General features: G+C 66.1%; 21 protein-coding genes. 6 read left to right on the top strand and 15 right to left on the bottom strand.

The window, feature by feature from the left end; genetic code table 11:
- Nucleotides 1-23: 23 nt before the first annotated feature.
- Nucleotides 24-818, bottom strand: coding sequence for an IclR family transcriptional regulator (locus BX591_RS24630; RefSeq protein ID WP_111933995.1), 795 nt, complete (start codon nt 816-818; stop codon nt 24-26).
- A 440-nt stretch (nt 819-1,258) separates the two neighbouring features.
- Between BX591_RS24630 and BX591_RS24625 the strand changes: the two genes are divergently transcribed.
- Complete coding sequence (locus tag BX591_RS24625; protein ID WP_111933910.1) at nt 1,259-1,627, top strand: BON domain-containing protein; 369 nt, start codon at nt 1,259-1,261, stop codon at nt 1,625-1,627.
- 36 nt (nt 1,628-1,663) lie between these two features.
- Here the strand turns inward: BX591_RS24625 and BX591_RS24620 are convergent, their stop codons facing one another.
- Nucleotides 1,664-2,233, bottom strand: a complete 570-nt coding sequence (locus BX591_RS24620; RefSeq protein ID WP_111933909.1) for a helix-turn-helix domain-containing protein — start codon at nt 2,231-2,233, stop codon at nt 1,664-1,666.
- Nucleotides 2,234-2,454: 221 nt separating this feature from the next.
- Between BX591_RS24620 and BX591_RS24615 the strand changes: the two genes are divergently transcribed.
- From BX591_RS24615 to BX591_RS24600, 4 genes are all read left to right on the top strand, one after another.
- Nucleotides 2,455-3,858: an LLM class flavin-dependent oxidoreductase gene (locus BX591_RS24615; protein WP_111933908.1), complete on the top strand. Its 1,404-nt coding sequence runs from the start codon at nt 2,455-2,457 to the stop codon at nt 3,856-3,858.
- Nucleotides 3,851-4,366, top strand: coding sequence for a flavin reductase (locus BX591_RS24610; protein ID WP_111933907.1), 516 nt, complete (start codon nt 3,851-3,853; stop codon nt 4,364-4,366). Before BX591_RS24615 ends, BX591_RS24610 begins: the two co-directional genes overlap by 8 nt.
- Nucleotides 4,367-4,451: 85 nt before the next feature.
- The gene (locus tag BX591_RS24605) at nt 4,452-5,696 is read left to right on the top strand and encodes an MFS transporter (protein ID WP_208459642.1); all 1,245 of its coding nucleotides are present in this window, start codon (nt 4,452-4,454) and stop codon (nt 5,694-5,696) included.
- 267 nt (nt 5,697-5,963) lie between these two features.
- Nucleotides 5,964-7,325, top strand: a complete 1,362-nt coding sequence (locus BX591_RS24600) for a sensor domain-containing diguanylate cyclase (RefSeq protein ID WP_111933905.1) — start codon at nt 5,964-5,966, stop codon at nt 7,323-7,325.
- A gap of 54 nt (nt 7,326-7,379) precedes the next feature.
- On the opposite strand, the gene BX591_RS24595 is transcribed toward BX591_RS24600, so the two are convergent.
- The 7 genes from BX591_RS24595 to BX591_RS24565 all read right to left on the bottom strand — a co-directional run bounded on the left by BX591_RS24595 (nt 7,380) and on the right by BX591_RS24565 (nt 12,766).
- Nucleotides 7,380-7,583: a YXWGXW repeat-containing protein gene (locus BX591_RS24595; RefSeq protein ID WP_167444608.1), complete on the bottom strand. Its 204-nt coding sequence runs from the start codon at nt 7,581-7,583 to the stop codon at nt 7,380-7,382.
- A 68-nt stretch (nt 7,584-7,651) separates the two neighbouring features.
- Nucleotides 7,652-8,794, bottom strand: a complete 1,143-nt coding sequence (locus BX591_RS24590) for a DUF1501 domain-containing protein (RefSeq protein WP_111933993.1) — start codon at nt 8,792-8,794, stop codon at nt 7,652-7,654.
- Between the two features lie 5 nt (nt 8,795-8,799).
- Complete coding sequence (locus BX591_RS24585; protein ID WP_111933903.1) at nt 8,800-10,380, bottom strand: DUF1800 domain-containing protein; 1,581 nt, start codon at nt 10,378-10,380, stop codon at nt 8,800-8,802.
- A 71-nt stretch (nt 10,381-10,451) separates the two neighbouring features.
- The gene (locus BX591_RS24580; RefSeq protein WP_111933902.1) at nt 10,452-11,015 is read right to left on the bottom strand and encodes a periplasmic heavy metal sensor; all 564 of its coding nucleotides are present in this window, start codon (nt 11,013-11,015) and stop codon (nt 10,452-10,454) included.
- The gene (locus tag BX591_RS24575; protein ID WP_111933901.1) at nt 11,012-11,428 is read right to left on the bottom strand and encodes a hypothetical protein; all 417 of its coding nucleotides are present in this window, start codon (nt 11,426-11,428) and stop codon (nt 11,012-11,014) included. Before BX591_RS24575 ends, BX591_RS24580 begins: the two co-directional genes overlap by 4 nt.
- A complete protein-coding gene (locus tag BX591_RS24570; protein WP_244147105.1) occupies nt 11,425-12,054 on the bottom strand; it encodes an RNA polymerase sigma factor in 630 nt (209 codons plus the stop codon). Before BX591_RS24570 ends, BX591_RS24575 begins: the two co-directional genes overlap by 4 nt.
- Before the next feature lie 391 nt (nt 12,055-12,445).
- Nucleotides 12,446-12,766: a YXWGXW repeat-containing protein gene (locus BX591_RS24565; RefSeq protein ID WP_111933900.1), complete on the bottom strand. Its 321-nt coding sequence runs from the start codon at nt 12,764-12,766 to the stop codon at nt 12,446-12,448.
- Between the two features lie 245 nt (nt 12,767-13,011).
- On the opposite strand from BX591_RS24565, the gene BX591_RS24560 reads away from it, so the two are divergent.
- Nucleotides 13,012-13,698, top strand: coding sequence for an HAD family hydrolase (locus tag BX591_RS24560; RefSeq protein ID WP_111933899.1), 687 nt, complete (start codon nt 13,012-13,014; stop codon nt 13,696-13,698).
- Nucleotides 13,699-13,734: 36 nt separating this feature from the next.
- Here the strand turns inward: BX591_RS24560 and BX591_RS24555 are convergent, their stop codons facing one another.
- The 6 genes from BX591_RS24555 to BX591_RS24530 all read right to left on the bottom strand — a co-directional run bounded on the left by BX591_RS24555 (nt 13,735) and on the right by BX591_RS24530 (nt 20,340).
- Complete coding sequence (locus tag BX591_RS24555) at nt 13,735-14,127, bottom strand: carboxymuconolactone decarboxylase family protein (protein ID WP_035556923.1); 393 nt, start codon at nt 14,125-14,127, stop codon at nt 13,735-13,737.
- A 103-nt stretch (nt 14,128-14,230) separates the two neighbouring features.
- Entirely contained in the window at nt 14,231-14,803 is a 573-nt protein-coding gene (locus BX591_RS24550) for a peroxiredoxin (RefSeq protein ID WP_111933898.1), read from the bottom strand.
- A 247-nt stretch (nt 14,804-15,050) separates the two neighbouring features.
- On the bottom strand, nt 15,051-16,427 hold the full coding sequence (gene cysS / locus BX591_RS24545; protein ID WP_111933897.1) for a cysteine--tRNA ligase: 1,377 nt from the start codon (nt 16,425-16,427) through the stop codon (nt 15,051-15,053).
- Between the two features lie 247 nt (nt 16,428-16,674).
- Nucleotides 16,675-18,105 carry a mannose-1-phosphate guanylyltransferase/mannose-6-phosphate isomerase gene (locus tag BX591_RS24540; protein WP_111933896.1) on the bottom strand — a complete coding sequence of 477 codons (1,431 nt, stop codon included), beginning with the start codon at nt 18,103-18,105 and terminating at the stop codon, nt 16,675-16,677.
- Between the two features lie 154 nt (nt 18,106-18,259).
- The gene (locus BX591_RS24535) at nt 18,260-18,985 is read right to left on the bottom strand and encodes a GNAT family N-acetyltransferase (protein ID WP_111933895.1); all 726 of its coding nucleotides are present in this window, start codon (nt 18,983-18,985) and stop codon (nt 18,260-18,262) included.
- 17 nt (nt 18,986-19,002) lie between these two features.
- Nucleotides 19,003-20,340 carry an aminotransferase class I/II-fold pyridoxal phosphate-dependent enzyme gene (locus BX591_RS24530; protein ID WP_111933894.1) on the bottom strand — a complete coding sequence of 446 codons (1,338 nt, stop codon included), beginning with the start codon at nt 20,338-20,340 and terminating at the stop codon, nt 19,003-19,005.
- Between the last annotated feature and the right edge of the window lie 65 nt (nt 20,341-20,405).

The raw sequence follows: 20,405 nt of genomic DNA, 5'->3' as shown, positions 1-20,405 counted from the left end.
GGGTTCGTTCGCAGCCCTGCCGCTCAATGCGACAGCGAGGTTTCCAGTTGCGTCACCACGTCGATCAGGCGCGGCCGCACTTCTTCGAGCAGAAACGCTTGCGAGAGTTTGAACGACGGGCCGCCCACGTTGATCGCCATGATGGGCAGCTCGCCGCCGGGCTGGAATGCGCGCGCAATGCCGTTCACGTCTTTCTGCCAGTCGCCGAACGAAGTCGTCACGCCGAGCGCGCTGTAATCGTCGAGCGCCTTCTCGATGCCGCGGCGGGTTTTGGGCCAGGCAACATGATCGAGTTCGCGCACCTGTTCCATGAAGCTGAGACGATCATGCTCGGGAATCGCCGCAAGCCATGCACGCCCAATCGCGGAGGTCGCCACCGGAATGCGCGAGCCGACTTCGAGTGTCAACGTGAGTGCAACCGAGCCGCGGCAGTTCTCCACGTAGATCATCGAGAGCCGGTCGCGCGTGCCCAACGACACTGTCGCGCCGGAGATGTCGGCCAGTTCCTGCATGACCGGCCTCGCGATCTTGCGCACGTCGAGGCGCGCCAGCATCGCGCTGCCCAATGCCAGCGAGGCCGTACCGAGCCGGTATTTGCCGCTCTCTTTCAGATGAATCAGATACCCGAGCAACGTGAGCGTATGGGTCAGGCGCGAGACCGTGGATTTCGGCAGCCGGCAACGCAGCGCCAGCTCCTGATTGCTCAGCGACTTGTCGCCCGAACGAAAACACGCGAGGACTTCGAGTCCGCGCGCGAGTGCCGTGACGAAGTGCCGGTCGTCTTTATGCGCTTCGTGCGCGGTGCGGCTCGCGAGCAGCGCAGGAGCGCCGGAGGAAGCCTTCGATGCGTGCGCCGGATCGGCGGCATTGGGACTGTCGGCGGGACGATCGGCCGGGCTGTGATGGGTTTTGCTCAAAACGAAACGCGCTCCCGCGAAACGGCTTATTTGAAGGACACACCGCGCCCGAGGATCGGCGGCGATCCGGGTCGCGGAATTATAGTCCGAAACATTGCGCGCTCCGGACGGCCACCCTGGCGCGTCGAAAGCATCGACGCGCACGCATCGAGACACGCTAAATCGAAGCCAGTTTTTCCAGCATGAGCGCGTCGGCTGGAGTATTGTTTAAGCGCGCCGGGAGCGCCGCAGCCTCACTCTTCTACAAGACAGGGTGCTCCTCGTGGGCGGAAAAGTGCTCGCAAGCGCGTGGTTTTTTGCATGCAACGAAGCGACATCAACTTTTCGAGGATGGAGAAAACGTGAAAACAGTCAATCTTTTGAAGGCGCTCGGCATTGCATTGTGTGTGGCGACGGCGTCCAGCGCCTACGCCCAGGCGAGCGATGCGATGGCGTCCGGCGACATGGCCATGGCAGCACCGAGTGCGAAATCCGTGAAGAAGACGGACCGCGCGCTGGGCCTGCAAGTGCGCAAGGCATTGGCGAAAGCCCAAGGCTTCGACGTGTCGAACGTGTTTGTCCGGGCTCGTGGCGGTGCGGTAACGTTGACTGGCTCGGTGCCTGACGGCGCGCAAATTCCGCAAGCGGAAGAAGTCGCGAAGGGTGTGGCCGGCGTGAAGTCGGTGAACAACAAGATCACCATCGGCACGCAAGGCGGTGGCGGCGGTTAAACGCCCGGGCGCGCTTCGAAGTACTCAGCGACGTACTTAACGTCGAACCAGGCCGACGAGGTAGCGGCACGCCTCGTCGCCCGCATTGAAGAACTCGCAGTCGGCCGGCGCGCCGAGTTGCAGACAATCCCCCGCTTCGAGCTGGTAAAGCTGCCGGCCTTCCCGAAACGTCAACACGCCTTGCGTGACCCAGATCTGCTGATGCTGAAACACGAACGCATCGGACGGATACGGGACTTTCACGCCCACGGGCAATTCGATCTCCAGTAATTCGAGCACGCCGCCGGTGGGTGGCGAAATGCGCCGCCGGATATAGCCCGTCTCCGGGTCTTGCCAGACCGCCTGCTGCGCGCGCCGCGCGAGTCGCTCGCCGGTCTGCTCGGCGAGCACCAGCAAGGTCGACAAGGTCAACCCGAAAGCGCCCGACAGACGCCCGAGCACCGTCGCGGTGGGACTCGCCTCGCCGCGCTCGATCTTGCTGATCATCGCCTTCGAGACACCGGAGCGTTCCGCCAGTTCGCTCAACGACCAGTGACGCGCCTCGCGCTCGGTCTTCACGCGCGACGAGATCGCCTGGGTCAGATCGACAGCAACGGATTCGGACATGGCAGCGCAGAGTTCGTCAAAGTGAGCATCGGCAAATTATATCGACGTGGTTTGCAGCATCGGCGCGTGGGCTTGAAGCGCCGCATCGGCCACACGTTGGGATCGCGCAGTGGCCACAATTAAAGCCCGGAATCATTGTCTTGCATAGTGATTTTTCGTCCACTATATTAAACGAAACGCCGCTACCGCCAACACCCCGATTCCCCTGAACGGAAAACGCCATGCCGAAGGAAATCGTACTCAACGCATTCGACATGAACTGCGTCGGTCACATCCAGCAAGGCCTGTGGACGCATCCGCGCGATCAGTCCAGCCGCTACCGCGACCTGCAGTACTGGACCGACTATGCCCGCACGCTGGAAGCCGGTCTGTTCGACGGCATCTTCTTCGCGGACGTGGCGGGCGTCTACGACGTCTACGGCGGCAATCCCGACGCCGCGATTCGCGGCGCGGTGCAGGTGCCGGTCAACGATCCGACGCTGCTGATTCCGGCCATGGCGGCGGTCACGCAGCATCTGTCGTTCGGCGTCACCTCGAATCTCTCGGTCGAACAGCCGTATCTGTTCGCGCGCCGCATGTCGACGCTCGATCATCTGACACGCGGCCGGGTCGGCTGGAACATCGTCACCGGCTATCTGGACAGCGCGTCGCGCGCGATCGGCCTCACCGGCCAGATGGCGCACGACGACCGCTATGACCTCGCTGACGAATATATGGAACTGGTCTACAAACTGTGGGAATGCAGTTGGGAAGACGACGCGGTGCTGCGCGACCGGGAGCAACGCATTTATGCGGACGCCTCGAAAGTGCATGTGATCCATCATCACGGCAAGCAGTATCGGGTGGACGCGATGCATCTGAGCGAACCGTCGCCGCAGCGCACGCCAGTGCTGTATCAGGCGGGCTCCTCCACGCGCGGCAAGCAGTTTGCCGCGGCGCACGCGGAATGCGTGTTCGTCAACGGTCAGGCGAAGCCCGCGGTCAAGGCGATCGTCGACGACATTCGCGCGCATGCCGTGGCCGCCGGTCGTCGCGCGGACCATATCAAAGTGCTGCTCGGCCAGACCATCATCACGGGCCGCACGGACCGCGACGCGCAGGACAAGTACGCGGAGTATCAGCGTTACGTCAGTTCCGAAGCGGCACTCGTGCATGCGGCGGCGTCGCTCGGCATCGACTTCGCGCGCTACGACCTCGACGAACCGATCGAAACCGGCAAGAGCCAGGCGATCGTCTCGAACGTCGAGGCGATGACGCGCGCCGCCGGGCCGCAATGGACCAAACGCAAACTGCTCGAACAGATGGTATTAGGCAGCCGCCAGGCGCCGCTGGTCGGCTCGGCCGAACGGATCGCGGATGAACTGACCGCGTGGACCGAGCAAACCGGCGTGGATGGCTTCAACCTGTCGCGCACGGTCGCGCCGGAATGCTTCGAGGATTTCATCGAACTGGTCGTGCCGGTATTGCAGGAGCGAGGGGCGTATAAGCGCGCGTATCGCGACGGCACGTTGCGTGAGAAGCTGTTCGGTCACGCGCGTTTGGCCGCCACGCACACCGGCGCACGCTTTCGCTCGCCGGCCTGCGCGGCCGGGCAACCGCCCGCCGATGGAGACGCTCATGCTTGACAAGCTCAGCTTCCGCGATGCGATGGCCGGCCTCGGCGCCGCCGTCAATATCGTCACCAGCGACGGCGCCGCCGGTCGCGCCGGCTGTACCGCGTCGGCGGTGTGCGGCGTGACGGACGAGCCGCCCACGCTACTGGTCTGCATCAATCGCAGCAGCCGCAATAACGCGGCGTTTCGCGCCAACGGCAAGCTGTGCGTCAACGTGCTGAGCGCCGAACAGCAGGCGCTTGCGGCGCATTTCGCCAGCAGCGCGCTGCCGGTCGAGGCACGCTTCGCCGCCGCAAAATGGCACCCGCTGACGACCGGCGCGCCGGCGCTGGATGGCGCGCTCGCGTCGCTGGACTGCGAGGTCGAATCGGTGACGGAGATCGGTACGCACACCGTATTCTTTTGCGCGGTGAAGGGCGTGCGGACGCAAGGGGCGGGCGATGCGCTGATCTACTACGGCCGCCGCTACCATCGGGTCGGCGCGCGCTCCGTTCATGCGGCGCATACCGCTGAATGCTGAAATGCTGAATCGGCGGCATGAACCAAGCAGCGCGAAACCGCCCCGACACCCTGATCAAGATCACGCCACCCGGCCCGTCATTCGCATGAAAAACGCCCAGGCAAACCCAGCCCCGCCGCTCGCCGCGATGGCGGGAAAAACGCGTTCGCTGGTCATCCTGCTGCTCTGCCAGGTCGGCGCGATGAGCGTGTGGTTTTCGTCGTCGGCGGTCGTGGCGATCGTCAAACAGGCGCAGGGACTCTCCGCCTTGCAAGCCACCTTGCTGACCAGCGCGGTGCAGGCGGGTTTCGTTGTGGGCACGGTGACGAGCGCGCTGCTGTCGCTCGCCGACCGCTTCGATCCGCGTCGCCTCTTCATGGCCAGCGCGCTGACGGCGGGCGCGGTCACGGCGTCGCTCGCGTTCATGGCGCCGGCCGGTCCGCCCGCCATCCTGCTGCGCTTCATCACCGGCATCTGCATGGCGGGTGTCTATCCGGTCGGCATGCGGCTCGCGGCCACCTGGGCCAAGGGCGATCTCGGCCTGCTGATCGGTCTGCTGGTCGGCGCCCTCACCTTCGGCTCGGCTAGCCCGCATCTGCTGGCGGCGCTCGGCGGCTCGAACTGGCGCGCGATCTACGGCATCTCGGCGGGCTGCGCGTTGCTGGCCGGCGTCGCGATCCTGCTATGCGGCGTCGGGCCCGGCATGGCGCGCGCGGTGCGCATCGACTGGACAGCGCTCGCCGCCGCATGGCGCAACCCGGCGCTGCGCCTCGCGAATCTGGGCTATCTCGGCCACATGTGGGAGCTCTACGCGATGTGGGCGTGGCTCGCGGTCTTTCTACAGATGAGCTTCGCGGCGGCCGGCCTGGCGCAGCCGCGCGTCGCCGCCGAATGGCTGACCTTCGGCGCGGTCGCCGCCGGCGCGCTCGGCGCATGGCTCGGCGGCGTGCTGGCGGACCGCCTCGGCCGCACCACGCTGACGGTCGGCGCCATGGCCATCAGCGGCGCCTGCGCCGCGCTGATGGGCTGGCTGCCCGGCGCGCCGGTCTGGTTGATCGCGACGGTCGCGCTGTGCTGGGGCGTGTCGGTGATCGCCGATTCGGCGCAGTTCTCGGCGAGCATCGCGGAGCTGGCGGAACCGGCGTCGATCGGCACGCTGCTGACCGCGCAGACCTGCGCGGGATTTCTGCTGACGCTGGTCAGCATCCACCTGGTGCCGGACGTGGTCGCGCTGGCCGGCTGGCGCGGCGCCTTCGGCATGCTCGCAATCGGCCCGGCGCTCGGCTGCGTCGCGATGCTGCGTCTGCGTGGGTTGCCGGACGCACGCCGGCTAGCGGGCGGACGGCGTTGAGGGAAAGTCGATCGGCGGATCGAATCGCCGACGACCGAAGAAAACTTAGCGATCCTAGCTTCTGCGCGGACACGCCATTCGCTTCGATTTCGCATAAAACCACTGCAGTTCCGCGTCAATCTTCATACCAGCGCCGAGGTCACAGCGGATATTTCTTCATGACCAACTCGCGATCAGCCGATAAAATGCGCGCTTGCATGAAAAACGACGCTCCGGCCTGAGCGCGCCGATCCTTTCGCAGTCCTTTCACCCCACTCTATTCGTCGCATGAAAAGCAGCATCATGAGCCTGGCGGTCAACCGCCGCCACCGTCTTGCTGCGTTCGCGGTTTCCGGATTGATTCTGGGCACGGTGCTGGCGGTGCTGCCGGTCGCGCGCCTGTCCGCCACGACGGTCGCGCCGTTCCTGCCGCTCTTCACGATGGCCGTCATCGCGACCGAAGGCCTCACCACCTATCTGCTGTGGACGCAATTCATGATCACGCGGGCCGCCTTTCTGGCGGCACTCGCAGGCGCTTACCTGTACACGGCCTGCACCGTCACCGTGCAGTTGCTGGCGTTTCCCGGCGTGTTTTCCGCTACCGGCCTGCTGGGTGCGAGTCCGCAGAGCGCGGTCTGGATCTGGGCGTTCTGGCATGGCGGTTCGCCGCTGCTGGTGGTCGTCGCGCTGTGGGTGCGGTGGCGCTTTCCGGCGCCGCTCGTCGCGCCCGGGGCCGTGGCACGCATGGGCGGCGTACTCTTCGGCGGCCCGCTGTTATTGTCGATGCTGCTCTGCTACGTCGCGATCCGCCATGCGGACGCGCTGCCGGCGCTGGTCAGCGAACAGACCTATACGAGACTGCCGCACAGCCCCTCGGGAATCGGCATCGCACTCCTCAGCGCGGCGGCGCTGATCTGCCTGGTCGCCTATACCCGCTTGCGCACCCTGCTCGATCTGTGGCTCGGCGTGGCGATGCTCGCCGGTCTCGGCGATATCGTCGTGACGCTGGCGGCGAACTCCCGCTATAGCATCGGCTGGTACGTCGCGCGCGTCGCCTCGGTGGTGGCGTCGAGCACGGTGCTCGGCGTGCTGATCTGGGAAATCAGCCACCTGTACCGCGAATTGCACACCGCCAACGCGCGGCTCAGCGAATTCGCCGCGCGCGACGGCCTGACCGGTCTCTATAACCGTCGTTACTTCGACGAGCGCTATCCCGAAGCACTCGCGCGCGCGCAAGCGTCCGCGTATCCACTTTCGCTGATGATGGTGGACATCGACCACTTCAAACGCTTCAACGACACCCTGGGTCACCTCCATGGCGACGACACGCTGACGGCGGTGGCCGGCGTGCTGCAGGCGAGCCTGCGGCGCAGCGGCGATTTCATCGCGCGGTATGGCGGGGAAGAGTTCGTCGTGGTGCTGCCGGATTGCAGCGCGCAGATGGCCAGCCAACTGGCGGAGCGATTACGCGTGGCGGTGGTGCAGCGCGGCGTGCCGGCGCCGTTTACGCCGGCCGGCCGGGTGACGGTGTCGGTGGGAATCGCCACCACGCTGAACAGCGAACGGACGGCGCCGGAAGCCCTGCTCGCGCAGGCCGACGCGGCGCTTTATCGTGCGAAGGAAGCCGGACGCAATCGCGTGGCGGCGTGAGCAGCCGCTGGAGAAGCGGCGGTTTTTTTCAGTCACGCCGCCGAACCGGCGAGATCAACCCACCCAGTGTCCCGGCACCCATTGCCAGTGATTGCCTTCCCAGCGGTAGTGGCCCTTCACCCAGTGATAGCCCGGCGCGGGCGAGGCCGGTACGACTTCGACGAGCGGCGCGGGTTGCGGCGGCCGGGCCGGTTCCACGACGCAAGCAGACAACGTGGCGGCACAAAGACCCGCAATCGAAACGGCGCGAACCAGCACTGTGATTTTCATTTTCCTCTCCTGAGTGTTCTTTAAATACGCAACGCTTACCGACACTTCTACTGCTTCTACGCTCGCACGACCCCTGTCAACGGCCGCGTCGTCGATCCGAACAACGCGCTAGCCGTGCGCTGCGGATCGAGCCCGAGACTTTCGCCGGCCGTGCCGGCAATCACCGCATCCAGCGACGTGGTCGGTTTCAGGTCGCGCGCTTCGTAAAGCGCGTGCGGCGCGAGACCGGGCCAATCCGCGATGACCCGCCCGCCCGCCACCGACCCGCCCAGCACCATCGCCACCGACCCCGTGCCGTGGTCCGTGCCGCCCGTGCCGTTGGCGGCGGCGGTCCGTCCGAACTCCGTCGCCACCAGCACCGTGGTCTTGCTCCACAACGGCCCCATGCCGTCGCGCAACGACGCGAGCATCGTGTCGAGCGCTTTCAGCTGATTGGTGAGACGCGGGTTCTGCGCACTGTGCGTGTCCCAGCCGCCGGTTTCGATCATCGCGACGCGCGGGCCGTCGTCGCGCGACAGAAAACCCGCGGCGAGCTTGCCGAGGCTGGCCGGGTCCTGACGCGCGCCGGCGTCGCCCGCGAGGCCGCGCGCCGCCATCGCCGAATCCCACAATGGCCGCAACTGCGCGTCCTGGTCGTACAGTTGCGCGACGCGGGTGAGCAGATCGTCGGGGGCTTGCGGCAACGCGGACGGCGCGTACGACGTCACCTGCGCCGTGCCGCGCAGCGCCATCGGCACGGTCGGCGCGAAGGCGATCGCGTTTTCGCGCGTGGCGGGCAACTGCGCGACGAGCCGGTTCAGCCAGCCGTCCTTCATCTGATACGGTGCGGTGCCGCCGGTCTCCAGCACGTTCTGGCCATCGAAATGCGAGCGGTCGCGATAGGGCGACGCCACCGCGTGCACGAATAGCGCCTGGCGGCTCGCATACATCGACGCGGTCTGCGCGAGCGCCGGATGCAACGCGAACGTACCGTCGAGCTTCGTCGCGCTCGACGTATCGATGGCCAGCGCGCCGCGCAGGCTCGCATAAGCGGGATCGGCGTACGGCACGACGATGTTCAGGCCGTCGGCCGCGCCGCGCTGGATCACGAACACGAAACGACGATCGGTCGCGACACTCGCGAATACGATTCGCGGCGACACGAGCATCGCGCCCGCGCCCGCGGCGGCGACATTCAGAAATTGGCGGCGTGACAACATGGCATTCATCTCCGTTGAAAATCCGGCGACACCAGCAACAGCGCGATCGCGGTCGAGGCGCTCTCGGCCCGCGCCACCGCGGTCGCGGTCGGCTCGCTGAGCGAACCGGCCGTCAAGGTCTGGCCGAGCGAGCGGGCATCGAGCCGGTCGCCGACGCGCGAGGCGAAACGCTGCGCGATCTCGACCCGGCGCACCAGCGCATCCGGCGCGGCCCAACTCGCGGCAATATCGTCGTAACCGGCGGGCGAACCCGGCCGCCAGACCGGCTGACCGAGCTGCGTGAGGATGGGTGCGGTCTGCAGCTTGCCGAGGTCCTGCCAGCCGAGCCCGCGCATCGACGAAATGGTCCACTCCCACGGCGTCTTGAACTTCACGGCCGTGGGCGACCACGCTTCATGACTGTCGATCAGCGCCCGATACACCGTCGGCAGATCGCCCCCGCTGCGCTCGAATGCGCTGGCGAGCCGCTCGCTCACGCCGGGCGGCGGATTGTCGGCCACGAAATGGCGCGCCAGCTTGCCGCCGATATGCTGCGCCGTCGCCGGTGCGGCGCCGAGGTCGTGCAGGATCGCGAGGGCCTGCTCCTCGCCGGGCTGGTCGTAGCGGCGGCCCATGATGGTTCGCGAGCCCGGCTCGTGCAGCGCGGCGCGGAACACGAAAGTGCCGGGCGCCCCCTCCGGCTGCGCGCCGAAGCGTCGCGCGTTGCCGGCGCCAGCGCCCTTGCCGCTGCCCGCGGCGAGACTCCAACCGGTCAACGCGCGAGCGAACTCGGTGACGTCGTCCTGGCTATAGCCGCTGCGCACGCCGAGCGTGTGCAGCTCCATGATTTCGCGCGCGAGATTTTCGTTGAGCCCGCGCTTGCGCTCCGGATTGCGTTGCTCGGCGCGCAGCGCGGCCATACTGTCGGGCCCGACCGAGCGCGTCTGGTCGAGAAACAACTGCATGGCCGGATGACGTTCGACCGCGACCAGCATGTCCTCGAAACGACCGAGCACGTGCGGGCGAATCGCCTCGGCTTCGAACGAACCGGCCAGCGCGGCGACGCCCGGCTTTTCGGTGGACACCGCAAAGTGATTGGCCCAGAAATGCACCAGCCGCTCGACGAACGGCGTCTGCGTCGTCAACGCGCTCGCCACCCGCGCATTCACCGACGAGCGATACAAGTCGACTATTTCGCCGCGAATGGCTTTCCGTTCGGCTTGCTTCGCAGCTTGCGCGGCGTCTTGCGGCGGGTTTTGCGCGTTGGTTTGCGCCGCCGTTTGCGCGTTCTGCCGCGCGTCGGCTTGCACGCCGGGTTGTGGCGCAAACCGTGCATTTGCCTGATTAGCAGGCTGATTCGGCGCCGCTTCGGCGCCCGCATTCTGACGGTTCTGCTGATTGAGTTCCATGCGCTGCTGCAGCAACTCGGTGGACAGCGCCACCGAGTTCGGCTGGCTCGCCCACGCGGCAGGCCGCGGCTGGTACTGCTCCAGTTGCGCGAGCAACCAGCCCTTCGGGTCGGCGGGCGGCGTGTCGTCGGCCCGCGCGCCCAAACCGAAGCGATTCAGTGCAATCGCGGCGGCATTCAGGTTCGGTGAGTTGGCCATACCATCCTCTTCGGCGTTCGATAGGGTTTAAACGGCCCGCGCCTGAAAATCCGTCGCGTGTGACGGCTTTTTTAATTCGCCGACGCGCCGCGCGATGCCGGGTTCTGTGGGTTCTCAGGGTTCGGCGGGTTGGCCTGGCTTTGCTGATCGGCCGGCTTCTTCGCCTTGGGCGCCGGCGCGGTCTCGCGCCATTGACCGCGCAGCTTCAGACTGTCGGCGAATTCGACACGCTCCTCGGGCGACAACGTCGCCGCGAAATCCGCCACGCTGCCTTCCACGTTCGCGCGCAGATTGCTGTCGGCGGCGCGCGTGCGGGCGAGCGCCGCGTCCAGCGCCGCGCGATCGAACTGCGGCGCGGCCAGCAGGCGCAACACTTCGCGACGGCCTTCCTTGCCCTCGCGAGCGTAGTCGCGGCCCTCGCGGCGGGCCTGCTTCAGACCGTCGATAAAGGCCTTCTGCCGCTCCGCGGACAACGGCGCGGCGGCGAAGCGCAGCGCGCGCTGCTGCGCCGGCACGTCCGCGGTCGCGCGGTGGGCCGCGAGCCACTGATAGGCGCCGCCCGCAATCGCCCCCAACAGAAACACATTGACCACCAGCGACGCCGCCAGCACGAATTTCAATGACCGGCCGTTCATTCGCCGCTCCAATCGGCGGTGGTACCACCGAAGCTCGAAGTTAAATAGGAAGACTCGTGCACCGGCGGCACCGATTCGGTCAGCACGAAGAACGACACGGCGAACGCGCCGGCCGCGCCACCCAGCAGGCCGACGCCGGCCACCGCCGCGCCCGACCACCACCAGCGCCGCGGCGCGGCCGGCTGGCGAACCGGCGCGCCGCGGATCACCCGCTCGCGCAGCGCCGCGCCCGGCGGCTCGACCTTGTCGGCGGCGAGCCACGCATCGAGGCTGGCGGCCTCGGTGAGCATCGCGTCGGCTTCGGCGCGATGCAACGTGGCCCACGCCTGCGCCGCCGCGCGCTCCGCTTGCGGCCAGCGGCGCGCATCGGCCCCATAGGCTTCGACGATCTGATGGAATCTTTCGGGCGTCATGATGTGTCCTTGCTAAGGCCGCTGCCGGCCAGTTGAGCGCGCAGATTGCGGCGCGCGCGAGCCAGCAGGCTTTCCAGCGCATCGACCGTGATGCCCATCAGGGCGGCGGCGTCGATGTTCGACATGTCCTGGTAGTAGTTGAGCACCAGCGCCTCGCGTTGCCGGGCCGGCAGCGCGGCGAGCGCGGTGCGCACCCGTTCGTCCTGGGCGCGCGCTTCCAGTTGCGCGTCGGGCAGCGCGGCGGGATCGGCTGCGTCCGGAAGTTCGTCGTACGGATCTTCGCGCCGGCCGCGCAAACGGTCGTAGCAAAGATTCAGCGCGACGCGATGAACCCAGGTGTCGAATTTCGCCTCGCCTTCGCGCCAGCGCGACGCCTGCTTCCAGATCCGCACGAACACCTCCTGAGCCACGTCTTCCGCCTCCATACGGTCGCCCAGCATGCGTGTGGCGAGCGCCAGCAGACGCGGCAATTTACGCGCGACGAGCGAACGCACGGCGGCCGGATCTTGCCGGCCGACCTGTTCAAGCAGTTCCGCATCCGGATCGCGTTCGCTCAAGGCGTGACGCTCCCCGTGGCGAACCGGCTGCGTCGCGCGGATCGCGCTGGTCCCGGCGGCCCGGACCATTGCGGCCGGGTTCGCGCCGGCCGCGCGGATCGCGTCGTCGGACGAAGGTCGTTCACTTGCCGCCACTCCTTCTGATGCTGCTCACGTTGGCTTCACTTTCTCAACCCGGGTTGGCACGCAACGGTGTGCGGACCGGGCGTGGATGACGAATCGCTGTGTACTTGCCGCTGTGCACTTGCCGTCCCTGCCGGCGATTACGTCGCCCCGCTCAATATACGACGACTGCCGGACGATAGACCGCCGGCCGCGCCGGGTACACCACACAGCCGGCGAGCGTCGCCGCCAGCAGAATCATCACGAGCGTTTTCATGGCAACCTGCCTGTTTCATTCTTGCAAAGCATTCAGACGCGCCGAAGCCCACGTGCCAAGCGTTGCCACGGCGCACCCGGCTCATGCCCAATGGCCTTCGACCCAGCGCCAGTTCGGGCCGCGTTGCACCCAATGACCCGGGACCCAGTGATAACCGACGCGCACCGGCTGCCAATGGCCGCGCACCCACACGTAGCGGCCATGGTCCCAGCGCCAGCGGCCTTGATCCCACACATAGCCGTCGCGCGGCGCCGGCATTACCTCGACGCGCGGCGGCGGGGGCGCCATCGGCGCGACGATCACGGCTTGCGCGAAGGCCGGCGCGGCCGTCAGCGCGGCGGCGCAGGTCGACGTGGCGAGAATCATGGTGCTCAGCAGGCGGACCCGTTTGGTCGATGTCATGTCGATTTCTCCCTAAGACGCGAAGTCGGAAGCGGCTTCGTTTCTGGTTGAACGCGGCAGCGGAGAAAATCCGTCGCTCTGATTGGCAACGAGTTGAATTGGCGTGACCGGTAGACTGATCGACTGCCTGATGCGCTGCCTGCCGTTGGCTCGATGACAGCAAACGCTATGTAAATGAAAGGCTGTTGCCCACCCTTGAGGTATGCTTTCAGGCTTCCCTCAACCTCTTCTCCCTACGCTCCCCGATGGCCGATTTCCCTTTCGACGCCGTACTTTTCGACTGCGACGGTGTGCTCGTCGACTCCGAACCGATCACCAACCGCGTGCTGTGCGAGATGCTCGGCGAGCTGGGCTGGCACCTGAGCGTGGCGGAAACCATGCGCATTTTCGTCGGTAAGGCGGTTCGGGACGAAGCGGCGCTGATCGAAGCGCGAACCGGCGTCGCGATTACCACTGAATGGCTGATGCAGTTTCGCGCGCGCCGCAATGCGGCACTCGAACGCGAACTGGTGGCGATTCCCGGCTCCGCGTCGGCGGTGCGTGCGCTGCACGCGGCGTTGAACGGACGCATCGCGGTGGCATCCGGCGCGGATCGCATCAAGGTGGAGTTGCAACTCGTCAAGGCGGGCATGCTCGACTGCTTCGAAGGACGCGTCTTCAGCGGTCACGAAACGCCACGCAACAAGCCGTTTCCCGATGTTTACCTGGCGGCGGCGGCCGGACTGGGCGTCGACCCGAAGCGGTGCGCCGTGGTGGAAGATACGGTCACCGGCGCGACCGCGGGCGTCGCGGCCGGCGCCACCGTGTTCGGCTATTGCCCGCGGGAACTCGGCCATAGCAGCGTGACCGCGTTGCATGGCGTCGGCGCGGCGCACGTGTTTCGCGACATGACGGAACTGCCGGCGTTGCTTGCGGGATGGCGCGGGGCGTAGTGAGCTTTTTTAAAGGCAGGCTTTAAAGCCCGCTGTTTACTCGAACGCCGGATCGATCGGCACGCGGTACCCCACCGCCAGCCGGTTGGTCTCGTTCGCCATGCCGACCACGGCCAGCAGTTCGCCGAACATTTCGTCGGTCATGCCGGCGCGGCGGGCGGCGGCCGTATGGCTCGCCACGCAATAGCCGCAGTTATTCGTCACGCTCACCGCGACATACAGCAATTCCTTGATCAGCGGATCGAGCGCGCCCGGCGCCATCACGTCTTTCAAACTGTCCCAGGTGCGCGCGAGCGTGGGCGGATGGTGCGCGATGAACTTCCAGAAATTGTTGACGTCCTCGACCTGACGGGTCTGCTTGATGTCGTCGTACACGGCTTTCACTTCGGGCGATGCGGCGGCGTAATCGACGGCTTTCAGCTGGCTCATGCGTGCTCCTTTCCGGTTGATGGGGATCGGCGAAGCATGCGCAAACGCGCATGCTTCCGCTCATTGTGCACAGAATTGCGCGAGTACGAAGAACGGCCGGCGTTCACGAGTCGTTCGGATGGGCCACGAGCCATGCGAGTACCTCGGCCGCGTTCCGGTCGGGCGGAAACACCGGATAGAAAACCGTCTCGATCACGCCATGATTAACGATCATCGCGAGCCGCTTCAGCAAGGTCATGCCGGCGGCTTCGAAAGTCGGCAGACGTAGCGCCCGGGTCAACCGCAAATGCTCGTCGGACAGCAATGGATAGGGCAAATGCAGACGGGCCACGGCTTCACGCTGATAAGCCGAAGCCTGGGTCGACAGGCCGAACAGATACGACACCCCGGCCTCGCTGAGTGCTTGCGCATGGTCGCGAAACGCGCACGATTGCGGCGTGCAGCCGGGGGCGCCCGGCGTCGCCAGCCAGCCGTCGATCAGCGGATCTTCCGGCCGCTTCTTCCACGGGTACGCGTAGATCACCACGCGCCCCGCCAGTTCGCTCAGATGCACCGCCTCGCCGCTTGTCGAAGTCAATGCGAGATCGGGCAGCCGCAATCCTTCAAGATGCCGTGCCGCGCCGTCGTCTTGCGGGACCGGCAGCGTCGACCAGTCGATTACCAGGGGGTTCGTCATTTCTGCTCCATCGATGAGCCGGCAAACGGATGGGGTGACGGGAGCGCCAGCAACAAAAAAGCCCCGACCGTTTTGCCAGCGGGGCTAAGTGATCTGCGTTGCTGCGTAGTCTTAACGCGTACCCGTTCCCCATGACGATGCCGAATGGGCTCGCGCATGACGGTGGATCGCAATCGCGAAAGACGTGATGTTTTGCATGACGATGCAGTCTGCCTTCGCGTCGACCGACTGTCAACGCGTGAAGCCGTTAGTCGAGCGGACGCAGCACCTGTCCCTTCGCGCTGTCTTCCACCTGCCAGCCCTCGGCTTGCAGTTGCTCACGCAACCGATCCGCCTCGCGCCAGTTTTTCGCGGCGCGCGCCGCGTCGCGTTGTTCGGCAAGCAGCGCGATCGCGGCGGGAATCGTCACCACGTCCTCGTGCCAGTCCGCGAGCCGCAACCCGAGTACCTGGTCGAAGCAATCCACGGTTGCGCGCCGCGTGGCGGCCGGTAGATCGCTTCGCACCACCTCCCACAACACGGCGAGCGCGCGCGGCAGGTTCAGGTCCTGATCGACCTCTGCCTTGAAACGCGCGACGGCTTCAGCGTCCGGCGCCCCACCCTCCGGCCATTGCCGATACGCTTTACGCAAGCGGCCCAACGCGGCTTGCGCGCCGTCCAGCGCTTCCATGGTGAAGCGCAAGCTGCTGCGGTAGTGCGCGCCGAGGCATAGATAGCGATAAGCGAGCGGATCGACGCCCCGTTCGATCAAGGTCTGCAAGCGCACGAAATCGCCGCCCGACTTCGCCATCTTGCCCGCGTCGAGCATCAGGAAGTGCCCGTGCAGCCAGAAGTTGGCGAGCCGCGTGCCGTGGCGCGCCTGGGTCTGCGCGATTTCATTGCTGTGATGCACGGCAATATGATCTTCGCCGCCGCAATGAATATCGAACAGCGGGCCGAGATATTTCGCCGACATCGCCGAGCACTCGATGTGCCAGCCGGGAAAACCGACGCCCCACGGGCTCTGCCACTCCATCTGCCGCGTGCTGCCGGGCGGGCTGAACTTCCACAGCGCGAAGTCGGTCGCGCGCTGCTTGTCGCCCAAGGCCACCCGTTTGCCGGCTTGCAGACCCGCAATGTCCAGACGCGCCAGATAGCCGTAATCGTCCTGCCTCGCCGTATCGAAGTAGATGCCGTCCGCCGTGCGGTACGTGTAGCCGTTACGTTCGAGATCGGCAATGAACTCGATCTGCTCCGCGATATGATCGGTCGCGCGGCACCAGAGCGTCGGCTCCAGCAGGTTCAACGCGCGCCAGTCGTGCTGGAACGCCACGGTATAGCGTTCGGCGATGGCCCAGGCCGATTCGCCGGTGCGCCGGCTGCCCTTCTCCATCTTGTCCTCACCGTCGTCCGCGTCCGAGACCAGATGCCCAACGTCGGTGATATTCACCACGTGCCGCACGGTGTAGCCGTTCAGCGCCAACGCGCGGCGCAGCACGTCCTCGAACACGTACGTCCGCAGGTTGCCGATATGCGCGTGGTCGTACACGGTCGGGCCGCAGCAATACAGGCCGACGTGATCAGGCCGCAGCGGCGTGAACGGACGCAACGTGCGCGACCAGGTGTCGTAGAGAGCGAGCGGCATGGTGTTTTCCTTCGGCGCCGGGCGACAGCGCCGGCAAAATCAGCGGACCAGAAACAAAAAGGCCACCGGTCGTGTGACGGGTGGCCTCGGGGATACGGACGTGTACAGATCGACTCGCTAGACGCAAGCTCCCCTCGGCAGGCTGCGACAGCATGCGCGCAAAGCAGACGGAAGAGAAACGATAGAAGCGGTCATGGATTCGATGCTAACGCGTGGTACCCGCAGCGGTCAATCCTCGTGTCGGGTTTCAGGCTTTCGGCACGCGACCGTAGGTGTCTTCGAAACGAACGATATCGTCCTCGCCGAGATATGCGCCCGACTGCACTTCGATCAACTCGAGCGGAATCTTGCCCGGATTCAGCAGGCGATGCGTGACGCCGAGCGGAATGTAGGTCGACTGATTCTCGGTCAGGACAATTTCCTTGTCGCCGTTCGTCACGAGCGCGGTACCCTTCACGACGATCCAGTGTTCCGCGCGATGATGATGCATCTGCAGACTCAGTTGCGCGCCCGGGCTCACCACGATGCGCTTGACCTGGAAGCGGTCGCCGCTATCGATGCCTTCATACGAGCCCCACGGCCGCACCACACGACGGTGCGTGACGGACTCGTGGCGGCCCATCGCGTTCAACTGCGCGACGATCTTCTTCACGTCCTGCGCCTGATCGCGATGCGCGACCAGCACCGCGTCCGCGGTCTCGACGATCACCACGTTGTCCAGTCCGATCGCCGCGACCAGCCGGTGCTCGGCACGAATGTACGAGTTGCCGACCGCATCGGTCAGCACGTCGCCGAACAATGCATTGCCTTGCGCGTCCCGCTCGGCGATGTCGGCCAGCGCCGTCCACGAGCCGATATCGTTCCAGCCGAGATCCGCCACCGTCACCACCGCGGCACGCTTCGTCTTCTCCATTACCGCGTTGTCGACCGAGATGTTCGGGCTCGCGGAGAAGGTCGCTTCGTCCAGACGCACGAAGTCGTTGTCATGCTGCGCGGCCTTCAGCGACAGCTCGGCCTGCAATGCGATTTCCGGCTCGAAGCGGCGCAGCTCTTCCATGTAGGTGGAAGCCTTCAGCATGAACATGCCGCTGTTCCAGTAGTAACCGCCCTGCGCGAGAAAACGTTGGGCCGTCTCGGCATCCGGCTTTTCGACGAATGAATCGACCGCGAAAGCCTGCGTCCCGTCGACCAGACTCGCGCCCGCGCGAATATAGCCGTAGCCGGTATGCGGTTCAGTCGGCGTGATGCCGAAGGTGACCAGGAAGCCGTCCCTCGCGATCTGCGCCGCAGCCGATGCCGCCTTGACGAAAGCGGTTTCACCGGCGATCACGTGATCGGACGGCAGCACGAGCAGCAGCGACTCCGGCGAATCGCGCAGCGCCAGCAAGGCCGCGATCGCGATAGCCGGCGCCGTGTTGCGGCTGGCCGGTTCGAGCACGATCGCCGAGGCCGCCACGTCCACCTGGCGCAACTGTTCGGCTACGAGAAAACGCTGCTCGTTGTTCGTGACCACAATCGGCGCGGCAATGTCCGCCACGCTGCGCAGGCGCATCACGGTTTGCTGAACCAGCGTGTTGTCGCCGGTCAGCTTCAGATATTGTTTCGGATAGCCGCCACGCGACATCGGCCACAGCCGGGTGCCGCTTCCACCGCAAAGAATCACCGGATGAATCTGCATGCTCTTACCCTTCCCACGTATTTTTATTGAGGTGTGAAACCTTCGTCTCCGCAGCGCTGACGCCAGTTGGACCTCTCAATCCATCATGGCGCCGCCTGAGCTGCGGCCTACTGATTCATGATTCCGCTGAACCCGGCGGGTCGACCCGCCCGGTTCAGCCCCTGCCGACAAACTGCATCCGCACCGATTCGAGTTCGCGCGGCAATCGCGGCGACATCGCTGCACGGCGCGGCAACTCGACGAACCCGAGCCGCCGGTACAGCGCGTAGGCACGCGTATTGCCGACCAGCACATCCAGCACGACCTGCCGGCCGCCCTCGCGCTCCAGCGAGCCGGCGCGCAGCGCGTCGGCGAACAGCCCGCTGAACAGGCCCGTGCCGCGCAACTGCTCGTGCGTCGCGCAGTGCGCGATCAGCGTCTGCGACGACTTCGGCGCGGGCAGTTCGCTCTCCAGCGTGAGGCCGCGCAACAGCATGCGCACCGTGCGGTGCACGCCGAAAAAGCGCAGCAGCATCCACGCGACATGCGGATCGTCGAACCAGGTCCTGCGGCCGTCGTGCACGGCCAGCACCGCGACCACCCGGCCGTTACCGTCCACCGCCACGCGGTGACGTCGGTACGAAAAGCGGCCATGCTTCGAGCCGAACGCGAAGTCCAGAAAATCGATGCAGGTCGCGGCGGGCTCGCCCAGAAAGAAGCCGAACTCAAGCACGCCCGACGCGAAAATCAGCGGCGCACACGCCTCGGCGTCGCCGGGCCGCGCGGGGCGAAAGCTCAGCGTGGCGGCAGCGCGCTCGCGCTGCGGCGTGGCGGCAGCGCGAGCGCGCGGCGGCGTGGCGGAATCGGGACGGTCGGCTTGAATGGCTTGTGCGGCGTGCATGGCGGAATGGCTTCTGTTTAGCGTGGCAGGCGCTTGAGCGCCGCGATGGTTCGGCTGATCTGCTCGGGCGCGTGCGTCGAGCAGATGAAAAACCGCAGACGTGCGGCCTTTTCTTCAACGGCCGGATAGAAAATCGGCTGCACGTTGATACCGTCGGCAAACATCGCGTTGGCCCATTGCGCGGCTTTCAAGGTGCTGCCGGTAATGATCGGCACGACCGCATAGCCCGCGCTCTTGCCGGTGTCGAGCCCGGCCGCGCGTGCTTCGTCGAGAAACTGGCGGCCGCGCGCGCGCAATTGCGCCACGCGTTCCGGTTCCGCGACAAGACGTTCCAGCGCGGCCAGCGACGCCGCCGCGAGCGACGGCGCGAGACCCACGCTATACAGAAAGCCCGGCGCCAGATGCCGCAGAATATCGATCAGCGCCTGCGAGCCGGCGATAAAACCGCCGCAGCCCGCCAGCGTTTTGCTGAGCGTGCCCATCCAGATATCCACATCGTCGCTCGCCACGCCGCACTGTTCGCGCACGCCCAGGCCACGCTCGCCCAGCACGCCGAGCGAGTGCGCTTCGTCGACCATCAGGAACGCCGCATGGCGCCGCTTGATGGCGACGAACTGCGCCAGATCGGGAATATCGCCGTCCATGCTGTACAGCCCTTCGATCGCGATCAGCACCCGCCGGTAGTCGTGGCGAACGCGCGCCAGCAGCGCGTCGAGCGCCTGCCAGTCGTTGTGCGCGAAGCTCAGGCGTTTCGCGCCGCTCAATTGCGCGCCCTGCACGATGCTGTTATGCGCGAGCGAATCGTGCACGATCAGGTCGCCCGGTCCGAACAGCGAGCCGATCACCGTCACGTTGGTCGCGTGACCGCTCACGAACACCACGCAATCGTCGACTTCGTAGAACGACGCGAGCGCCCTTTCCAGTTCGCGCTGCACCGGCCGTTCGCCCGCCACCATCCGGCTCGCCGACGCCGAGGTGCCGTAACGGTCGATCGCTTCCTTGGCGCGCGCCGACACCAGCGGATCGCCGGCCAGGCCCAGGTAGTTGTAGTTCGCGTAGTTCAGATACTCGGCGCCACCGATCTGCGTGGTGGCGCCCGCAATGCCGTCATGCACGCGGAAGAACGGCGACTGCACCCGCAGTTTTTCGCCCATCTGCCGCAAGATCTCGACCTGCTGATAGCCGGGCATCGTCTCGAAGCTGCACAGCGCGGCGCGCGAGGCGTCCTGCGCCGCGCGCGGGCCGGCCGCGGCCAACGGCGCGCCCGGCGTCTGCGCTTCCTCGGAGACGCGTTCCAGTTGCCGCATCAACGCCTTCGCGGCGAGTTGCTGGCGGATGTTGTCGCCCAATCCCATAGTGTTCCGATAACCTCGTAACCAGTCAGCCTGCCGGCGATCCGCTAGCGATACGCGGGTGACAT

It is taken from the genome of Paraburkholderia bryophila (genome assembly GCF_003269035.1).
GTDB lineage: Bacteria > Pseudomonadota > Gammaproteobacteria > Burkholderiales > Burkholderiaceae > Paraburkholderia > Paraburkholderia bryophila.
The sequence above is the reverse complement of the archived record's forward strand: the minus strand, read 5'-3'. Positions and strand labels throughout refer to the sequence as shown.